At 72.9% G+C, this 9082-nt stretch carries 7 protein-coding genes; all 7 read left to right on the forward strand.

Translation table 11 applies throughout. From position 1 onward, the window contains the following. Position 1: 1 nt before the first annotated feature. Positions 2 to 1825, forward strand: a complete 1824-nt coding sequence (locus tag D7X32_RS10045) for a methyl-accepting chemotaxis protein (RefSeq protein ID WP_120602300.1) — start codon at positions 2 to 4, stop codon at positions 1823 to 1825. Further along, positions 1822 to 4383, forward strand: a complete 2562-nt coding sequence (locus D7X32_RS10050) for a hybrid sensor histidine kinase/response regulator (RefSeq protein WP_120602301.1) — start codon at positions 1822 to 1824, stop codon at positions 4381 to 4383. Before D7X32_RS10045 ends, D7X32_RS10050 begins: the two co-directional genes overlap by 4 nt. Before the next feature lie 69 nt (positions 4384 to 4452). Continuing rightward, positions 4453 to 5511: a chemotaxis-specific protein-glutamate methyltransferase CheB gene (gene cheB / locus D7X32_RS10055; protein WP_120602302.1), complete on the forward strand. Its 1059-nt coding sequence runs from the start codon at positions 4453 to 4455 to the stop codon at positions 5509 to 5511. A gap of 10 nt (positions 5512 to 5521) precedes the next feature. Next, a complete protein-coding gene (locus D7X32_RS10060; protein ID WP_120602303.1) occupies positions 5522 to 6769 on the forward strand; it encodes a CheR family methyltransferase in 1248 nt (415 codons plus the stop codon). A 106-nt stretch (positions 6770 to 6875) separates the two neighbouring features. Next, positions 6876 to 7745, forward strand: coding sequence for a tetratricopeptide repeat protein (locus D7X32_RS10065; protein WP_120602304.1), 870 nt, complete (start codon positions 6876 to 6878; stop codon positions 7743 to 7745). Beyond that, positions 7742 to 7876 (forward strand): hypothetical protein, encoded by a 135-nt coding sequence (locus D7X32_RS47500; protein ID WP_279635571.1) that lies wholly within the window; start codon positions 7742 to 7744, stop codon positions 7874 to 7876. Before D7X32_RS10065 ends, D7X32_RS47500 begins: the two co-directional genes overlap by 4 nt. A 66-nt stretch (positions 7877 to 7942) precedes the next feature. Next, positions 7943 to 8893 carry a bifunctional UDP-sugar hydrolase/5'-nucleotidase gene (locus tag D7X32_RS10070; protein WP_208752379.1) on the forward strand — a complete coding sequence of 317 codons (951 nt, stop codon included), beginning with the start codon at positions 7943 to 7945 and terminating at the stop codon, positions 8891 to 8893. Positions 8894 to 9082 lie beyond the last annotated feature (189 nt).

Consider the following 9082-nt stretch of genomic DNA (forward strand, 5'->3'; position numbering starts at 1 on the left):
CATGGCCCTCCCTTCGCGCGAGGCCCCCCGGCGGGCCGCCTTCAGCCGGCAGTTGATGGCGCCCATCCCGCTGGCGAACCTGGTGGGCTCCACGCTGGGGCTGCACTTCGCGTCGCTCGTGGTGGGCGACAAGCTGGTGCAGCGGCTGGGCATGCTCGTGGTGCTGGTGGTGGGCGTGAGCGCGCTGCACATGCTCCTGGGCGTGGGCGTGTCCCTGCGCCGCTTCCCCCGGCTGCGGGCCCTGGAGCGCGGGGAGCTGTCTCCCACGCCCGAGCACCTGGCGCTGGTGGTGGGCGAGGTGGCGCGCGCGCCGGGCGAGGCGTTCTTCGGCTCACTGGCGTTGTGGGGGCTGACCACGGGCGTGGTGGCGACGGCGCTCTGGTCGTGGATGGGGCTGGAGGGAAACATCACCCTGCGGGTCGCGTGGCTGGGGGCGCTGTTCGGCCCGCTCACGTCGCTGCTCGTGTATGGGCTCGTCACGCTGAGGGCGCGGCGCGGCGTGCTGTGGGTGGCTGAGCAGGGGCTGACGCATGCGCAGGTCATCGCCGCGCTGCCCCGGCGCTCGCGCATCCGCGCGCGGCTGGTGGCCTTCACCGCCATCTGCGTGCTGACGCCCGCGGTGATGTGCGCGCAGGTCGTGACGGCGCTGACGGACCGGGTCTTCTCCCAGCTGGAGAGAAACAGCCTGGACGCGCAGGGCGCGCTGGTGGACGCGCTTCGGCTGGACGCGTTCACGGCCAGCGTGCTCCTGGGCGCGGTGGTGTTCGGCCTGGCGCTCGCCACGGCGTATCTGGGCGGGACGTTGCTGGGGCGGCCCATGCGGGAGTTGTCCGGCGAGGCGCGCCGCATCGCCGCGGGCGACCTGGCCAGCCCCCGGCTGGTGCCCGCGGAGGACGAGGTGTGGGCGGTGTCCGCGGCCTTCACCACGATGCGCACGCACCTGGCGGACGTGCTCTCGGAGTTGCAGCGCGCGGGCTCGCAGATTTCGGCCACCACGGAGGAGATCCTCAGCACCTCCGGGCGCTACGAGGCGGGCGCCGCGGAGCAGGCCAGCAGCCTGGATGAGACGAGCGCCACCACGGAGGAGCTGGCGCGCTCGGCGAAGCAGATCGCGGACAACGCGAGCTCGGTGGCGGAGATCGCCCAGCGCACGCTGGCGGCGGCCCAGGGCGGGCAGCGCAGCGCGGAGTCCTTCCTGGGGGCCATGTCGCGCATGCGGCAGGACAACCAGGCCATTGGTTCGGCGGTGGCGCGGCTCAACAAGCGCGTGCAGCAGATTGGGAAGATCGTCGAGTTCATCAACGGCGTCGCGGACAAGTCCGACCTGCTGGCGCTCAACGCGGAGCTGGAGGGCACCAAGGCGGGCGAGGTGGGGCGGGGCTTCTCGCTGGTGGCGGCGGAGATGCGCCGGCTGGCGGAGAACGTGCTGGAGTCCACGAAGGAGATTGAAGGGCTCATCGAAGAGGTGCGCGAGGCCTCCGCCGCGGCGGTGACGGTGACGGGCGGCGGGGTGCGCGCGGTGGAGACGGGGACGGGGCTCGCGGAGCAGGTGTCCGAATCGCTCCGGCAGATCGTCAGCCTGGCGGGGCAGACGTCGGACGCGGTGCGGATCATCTCCCGGTCCACGCAGCAGCAGCAGGCGGGCACGGATCAGCTCGCGGACACGATGGCGGACATCCTGCGCATCACCCAGCAGAGCCTCAACGCGACGAAGCAGGTGGGCGCGGCGAACGGGGACCTGTTGGGACTGGCGCAGGACCTGCGCGGCGTGGTGGAGCGCTTCCAGATCCACCAGGCGACCTTGCGCAAGGGGGGCGGCGGGTGAACCCCAGCGAACGGCTCCTCAAGCAGTTCCGCGACCTGGTCACGGTCCGTCTGGAGCGCATCAACCGCTCCCTGATGGAGCTGGAGTCCGGGGGCAACCTGGAGGCCGGGCAGCGGGTGCTGCGCGAGCTGCACGGGCTCAAGGGCGAGGCCCGGATGATGGGCTTCAGCGAGATCAACACGCTCGCGCACGAAATGGAGGAGCTGGTCCGGTGCGCGGAGCCGCAGCGCTACCGCCTGTCGCCGGAGTCGACCGACGCGCTGCTCGCCACGGCGGACACGGTGCTCGCGCTGTCGGGCGCGCTCCAGGCGGGAGAGCCGCTGCTGGCGGTGGAGACGCTGGTGGCGACGCTGCAGCAGCGGGGCGTCGTGGAGTCCGCGCGTCCGGGTGGAGCCTCCCGCCCGGAGGAGGGCGGCCGGGCCGCGAAGGGGGAGGGGGCGTCGCATCTCATCGTGACGGACCGCCGTGAGCCGTCGGGGGCCGTGGTCGTCCCCGCGCGCTGGGGCACGCCCGTATCGCGCCAGGACGCGCCTGCTGGCGCCGCATCCCCGGGAACCGCCGCATCGCAGTTCCTCGCCACGGCCCTCCGCTCGGAGCCGGCCGGGAGTTCGGCGGGAACTCACGGAGACGGCGCCGCACCGGGCTCGCACGGTTCGCACCTGGGAGGTCCGGCCACCGGAGGCTCGGGCCATTCACACCTCGTCGCGCCGGTGCCGGGAAGCCCGGCGGGTTCGCCCCTCGCCCATTCCACGGCGTCCCCGGGTCCGCTGCCCGGCACGCGGATGGTCGACACCTCGCGCGCGCGCCCTTCCTCCAGCCCCGCGCAGAAGCCCGGCACCGGTGCGGTGCGCACCGGCGATGTCCGCATGGACACGGCCGTGCGCATCGGCGTGGCCAGCCTGGACATGCTCACCAGCGCGGTCACCAACCTGGGGCAGGTGGCCCGCCGCCGCGAGCTGGCCACCGCGCGCCGCCTGGAGCTCGTGCGCGAATTGAGCGAACTGGCCCGCGCCGCGGAGGACCTGGGCCCCGCGGGCGTGGCGCTCGCCGAACGGCTGGGCCGCGCCAAGGAGGTGGCCGCCACCCTGCACCGCGAGGCCAAGCTGCTCGCCAACGCGGAGCTGCGCGACCTGGATCAGGTGTCGGAGGAGATCCAGGGCCTGCGCATGCTGCCCCTCTCCGTCCTCTTCGAGCCCTACCCCCGCATGGTCCGCGACCTCGCGCGGGAGCTGGGCAAGGAGGTGGAGCTGGTCGTGGACGGTGAGGACACCCGCGCGGACCGCTCCGTCGTGGAGGCCCTGCGCGAACCCCTCATGCACCTGGTCCGCAACGCGCTGGACCACGGCCTGGAGACGCGCGTGGACCGCGTCGCCTCCGGCAAGCACCCCCGGGGCTGTCTCACCCTGCGCGCCGCCCGCGAGGGCAGCCGGATCATCCTGCGCGTGGAGGACGACGGCGCCGGCATGGACCCCGCGCTCCTGCGGCGCGTGGCCGTGCGCCGGGGCATGCTGGACGAACCCGCCGCCAACGCCCTGTCCGACGCCGCCGCGCGCGACCTCGTCTTCCTGCCCGGCTTCACCTCGCGCGAAGTGGTCACCGACCTGTCAGGTCGGGGCGTGGGGCTGGATGCCGTGCGTACGTCCCTCCAGGCCCTGGGCGGCGACGTGGGCGTGGAGTCCGCGCCCGGCTGGGGCACCATCTTCACCCTGCGCGTCCCGGTGTCCCTCACCGTGGCGCCCCTGCTCTTCGTCCAGGTGTTCGACGAGACGCTCGCCTTGAGCGCCGTCCACGTCTCCCGCGCCCTCAAGGTGGACGCCTCGGAGGTGGGAGAGGTCGCCGGCCGTCCCACCCTGCGGATGGAGGGCCGCGTGCTGCCCTTCGCCTCGCTGGCGTCGCTGCTGGGACATGCCCCCGAGCGCCCGGCCCGGGAGGGCGAGCTGGTCCTGGTGGTGAAGGGCCAGGGCATGGAGGCCGCACTGGCGGTGGATCGGGTGCTGGAGGAGCGCGTCCAGGCCATCCTCCCGTTGAAGGGCATCCTCGCGCGCTTCACGCACCTCACCGGGGCGACGTCGCTCGCGGACGGGCGGCTGGCCATGGTGCTGTCCGCGGCCGCGCTGGCGGCGGGCGTGCACGGCACCGTGCCCCTGAAGCTCGCCCGTCCCCCGGTGCGAGCGCCCGCGCCGCGCCGCCGCCGCATCCTCGTGGTGGACGACTCGCCCCTCACCCGCGAGCTGGTGGCCAACCTGCTGGAGGCGGTGGGGTACGACACCCTCCGGGCGGCGGATGGCCCCTCGGCGCTGGAGCAGCTGGGGGAGGAGGGCCCCCCGGTGGAGCTGGTGGTCACCGACCTGGAGATGCCGGAGATGGACGGCGTGGAGCTCACCCGGCGTCTGAAGGCCGACCCGGGCCGGGGCCGCCTGCCCGTCGTCATCCTCACCACCCGGGGAGGGGAGGCGGACCGGGCGCGTGGGCTGGCGGCCGGAGCGGACGGCTACATCACCAAGGGCGACCTCGTCCGGCAGGACCTGGTGGACGTCGTAGGGCGTCTGCTGGGCTGAAGTCGCTTGAGGCCCGGGGGCCCCTCGCATTGCTATACTCCCGCGGCGCGTACGGGGTATTGAACGGTCATGGGCAAGAAAGTGTCGGTGCTGGTGGTGGATGACTCGGTCATCTGCCGCCAGCTCATCAGCGCCGCGTTGAGCGACGACCCGGACATCCAGGTCGTTGGCACCGCCGCGAACGGCCAGGAGGCCGTTGCCCTCACGAAGGAGCTGCGTCCCCACGTCATCACCATGGACGTGGACATGCCCGTCATGGACGGGCTCACGGCCGTGGAGCACATCATGGCCGAGGTCCCCACGCCCATCCTGGTGCTGACGGGAGATCCGCGCTCGCAGGCCCCCGCGCTGACGTACCGCGCGCTGGAGCTGGGCGCGCTGGCGCTGCAGATCAAGCCCTCCATCGACGCGGGGCCGGAGGCGTGGAACCTCACCAAGGAGGTGAAGCTCATCTCCTCCGTGCGCGTCATCCGTCACGTGCGAGGCCAGAAGCGCGGCCCGCCGGGGACGCCCCACGTTCCGGTCGCGGTGCTGCCCGCGGCCTCCATGGGCATCGTCGCGGTGGCCGCCAGCACGGGCGGCCCGCAGGTGCTCTACCGGATGCTGTCGGAGCTGCCGGCGGACTTCCCGGCGCCCATCGTCATCGTCCAGCACATCAACGCCGCCTTCTCCGAGTCGCTGGCCAGCTGGCTCGCCAACGCGAGCAAGCTGAAGGTCCGGCTCGCGGTGGACGGCGACACGCTGGCGCCGGGGCTGGTGCTGGTGGCGCCGCCGGATCAGCACATGGTCGTGCCCGTGAGAGGCCGCGTGACGCTCAAGGCCGGCGTGGAACGCGACGGGCACATGCCCAGCGGCACCGTGCTGCTGGAGAGCGTGTCGAAGGCCTATGGCCGGCGCGCGGTGGGCGTGGTGCTCACCGGCATGGGCGCGGACGGGGCGGACGGGCTCCTGGCCATCAAGCAGGGCGGTGGCCTGGCGCTGGCGCAGAACGAGGAGTCCTGCGTGGTGTTCGGCATGCCGGGCGCGGCGGTGGAGCGCAAGGCGGTGGATCACCTCATCCACGGCGATGACGTCGCCGCCACCCTGGCGCGGCTGGCGCGCGGAGAGTCGTTGGCCCTCAGCCGCTGACCGTCGAGCGATGACGTCCTCCTCCGAGCGCTGGGCTCCCGTCCACGCCTGGCTCCAGGCGCACACGGGCATGGCGCTCAGCGGAGCCCAGCGGCGGCGGCTGGACGCACGGCTGGAGGCGTTGGGACACGGTGGAAGCCCGGCGCAGCTGGCGGTGCACCTGCGCACCCCGGCGGGCGCGGCGGACCTGGCCCGGCTGGTGGACGCGGTGGCGGTGCACACGTCGGAGGTGTTCCGGGACGAGGTGCAGCTCACCGCCTTCCGCGAGCACGTGCTGTCGCCGCGGATCCAGCGCTCGAAGACGCCGCTGCGAGTGTGGAGCGCGGGCTGCGCGGCGGGCGAGGAGGTCGCCACGCTGCTCCTGCTCATGGCGCAGGAGGGAGCCGACCCCGCCAGCCGCGTGCTGGGCACGGACATCTCCGAACAGGTGCTCACCCGGGCGCGCGAGCTGAGCTTCCCGGCGGATGCGCTCCGGCGCGTGCCGGAGGGGCCGCGCGCGCGCTACTTCGCGCCGAAGGGCCGGCGGCACGCGTTGGTGGAGTCGCTGCGCGCGCAGGCGGAGTTCCGGCGCCACAACCTGATGGATGCGCCCTACCCGGAGGCCTTCGGGGGCGGCGGGTTCGACGTCATCTTCTGCCGCAACGTCCTCATCTACTTCACCCCGGACGCCTTCCAGCGCACGGTGCGCAGCCTGGGTGAAAGGCTCGCGCCCGGTGGGGTGCTGGTGCTGTCCGCCGCGGAGCCCCTGCTCCAGGTGCCTCCGGAGCTGCGGCTCCTGCCCAGCGAGCACGCGTTCTTCTACGTGCGCGAGGACGCCGCGCCCGTGGAGACGCCCCGGCCGAAGCGGGACTCCGGCCGGTTCCCGAGCATCGCCGGGCCCGCCGCGCCGAAGCCGGACGCGCCGGCCTCGAAGCCGGATGCGCCCGCACCCCCGGACGAGGCCTCGATGGCGGAGGCGGACTGGCTCTTCTCGTGCGTGCTCGACGGGGCCTCCACGGGGGTTCCGGACGAGAAGTCGGAGCACGACCTGCGCCGGTGCCTGGACCTGGATCCGGACCATGTCGCCGCCCGCTACCTGCTGGGGCTGCTGCTGGAGCAGTGCGGCCAGCCCGGCGCGGCCCTGGAGGCGTACCGCCGGGCCCTGCGGGCGGTGGATTCGGGGCGGGCGCGGCCAGTGCCCTTCTTCCTCAACCTGGCCCGGCTCCGGGTGGCCTGCGCCCGGGCCGTGGAGCGGCTGGCGCCAGAGGGGCCGCGCTGAGGGCAGGGGGTGGGCCGCCCGCCCGGCCTGCGTGCGGTCCGGAGGGGGGCGGGCAGTGGAAACAGAAGCGGCGCGCGGGGCGCTTTGGACCTAGGATGCGCGGCCCATGCGCAGGCTCGTGCTCTTCGCCCTGTTGACCGCCGCCGTTCCCGGCTGTTTCTACCCCGCCGACCGCGGCCGTGCCCTTGAAGCCAAGGTGGACCGGCTGGGCGCGGACAACGCCCGGATGGCCACGGAGCTGAAGGAGGCGCGCGACCAGCTCGCCGCCACCCAGCCGAAGATCGACGAGAAGGTCGCCCAGGTGACCCAGGCCCTGCAGAGCCTGGACACCGCCGCGCGCCGCAAGGACGCGGACATCGGCGTGCAGTTCCAGAAGACGGTGGAGGACCTGGCGCAGCTGCGCGGCCAGGTGGAGACGTACCTCTACAAGATTGGCGAGCTGGAGGCCGCGCTCGGCAAGAGCACGGAAGAAACGAACCAGCGGCTCCTGGCGCTCCAGGGCACGGAGGCGGTGAAGGAGGCCGAGGCCAAGAAGAAGGCCGAGGAGCTCCAGCGCCCCACGGACAAGAAGGAGTTCCTGGCGCTCGCGCAGGAGAAGGCGAAGGCCGGCGACACGCTGGTCGCGCGCCAGCTCTACAACGAGTTCGTGAAGAAGTGGGCCAAGGACGCGCTCGTGGGCGAGGCGCACTTCGGCCTGGGCGAGACCTACTTCACCGAGTCCAAGTGCCGCGAGGCCCTCTTCGAGTACGGCAAGGTGGTGCAGGACTTCGCGAAGACGGCGTCCGCGCCGGACGCGTACCTGCGCTCCTCCGAGTGCTTCCAGAAGCTGAAGATGAAGGAGGAGTCGAAGCTGGCGCTGGAGGAGCTGGTGAAGAGCTACCCCAAGTCTGACGCGGCCAAGACGGCGAAGACGAAGCTGGTGGAGCTGGACAAGAAGCCCGCGCCCGCCCCGGCCCCGAAGAAGGCGAAGAAGTGAGCCCCCGCGCGCCCCGGCTCGCCGCGCTGGCGCTGCTGCTGCTCCTGCCGATGGTGGCGGGGGCCGCGCCGAAGAAGCTCGTGCTGCTCTTCACCGGAGACAATGGGGGCGAAATCGCCCCCTGTGGTTGACGACACAACCCGTCTGGCGGTCTGGCCAGACGAAAGACGGTCCTGACGCAGGAGCGCGCCAAGGGCGTGCCGGTGCTCGCACTGGACGCTGGCAACGCGCTCTTCAAGACCCTGGCGGACGGCCAGGATCCGGCGGCGAAGCCTCGCGCGGAGCTGCTCCTGGAGCAGCTGGACGCGCAGGGCTACGCGGCGATGGCCGTGGGCCAGCGCGACCTCGTGCTGGGCGTGGACTTCCTGAAGAAGAAGACCAAGGGCACGAAGCTGAAGCTCGTGTCCGCGAACCTCGTGGACGCGAAGGGGCAGCCGCTCTTTCCCGCCTCGGTGGTGACGACAGTGGGCGGGCTGAAGGTGGGCATCGTCGGCGTGTCCCCGGCGTCGGCGGACCCCAAGGCCCCGGCTGGGAGCTCGGACGGCACGGCCTTCCTGCCCGAGGGCGTCCGGGGCCTGCCGGTGGCGCCCGCGGTGACCGCGGAGGTGAAGCGCCTGCGCCAGAAGGAGCAGGTGCAGCTGGTGGTGTTGCTCGCGGCGGTGCCCTACGTGGAGGCCGTGAAGCTGGCCCAGGGCGCCGAGGGTGTGGACTTCGTGGTGCAGTCGCACGACGGCCGGGGCGTGGGCATGGCGCAGCGCCAGGGCGTGTCCACGCTGGTGCCCCCCGGGGAGCGGGGCCGCCAGGTCGCGAAGCTGGAGGTGTCCGTGGACGGCACGGGCCCCTTCGCCGACCTGTCCGAGGCGAACCGCGCCCGGGAGAGCCAGCGCATGGTGGAGGCGAACATCGCGCGCGTGCAGGAGCGCCTGAAGGCGGAGAAGAACGAGGACACGCGCCGCTCGCTCCAGGAGACGCTCGCCTCCTTCGAATCCCGGCGTGATGCCCTGGCCCGCACGGCGGAGGCGCAGGGCCCGGCGACAGGGCGCACCTACCTGCTGACGTACCTGCAGCTGGGCACGGACGTGGCGTCGGATGCCGCCGTGCAGAAGCAGGTGGAGCGCGTCGAGCCGCCCGGCTCCGCGGGTCACTGAGCGACCGTGCGCGGAGCCAACCCCATCCATCCTGGGATGGGGGCTGAAACGCCTGTTTCATTCGCCCTGTCGCGGGATGTGCCACGCCTGTTCCAGCCCTGCTGGAGAGCAGGCAGGCCCGGCGGCATGGAACGCATGGCAGGTCGCTGTTCGACCGAATAATGTGATCCGCAGGTTTCTGGCCTCCCC

Source organism: Corallococcus carmarthensis, from assembly GCF_003611695.1.
Classification (GTDB): domain Bacteria; phylum Myxococcota; class Myxococcia; order Myxococcales; family Myxococcaceae; genus Corallococcus; species Corallococcus carmarthensis.

Bases quoted from the DNA above. Each gene is read 5' to 3' on its own strand.
- D7X32_RS10060 (WP_120602303.1), top strand. From the start codon at position 5,522: ATGACGTCCTCCTCCGAGCGCTGGGCTCCCGTCCACGCCTGGCTCCAG.
- D7X32_RS10045 (WP_120602300.1), top strand. From the start codon at position 2: ATGGCCCTCCCTTCGCGCGAGGCCCCCCGGCGGGCCGCCTTCAGCCGG.
- cheB (WP_120602302.1), top strand. From the start codon at position 4,453: ATGGGCAAGAAAGTGTCGGTGCTGGTGGTGGATGACTCGGTCATCTGC.
- D7X32_RS10065 (WP_120602304.1), top strand. From the start codon at position 6,876: ATGCGCAGGCTCGTGCTCTTCGCCCTGTTGACCGCCGCCGTTCCCGGC.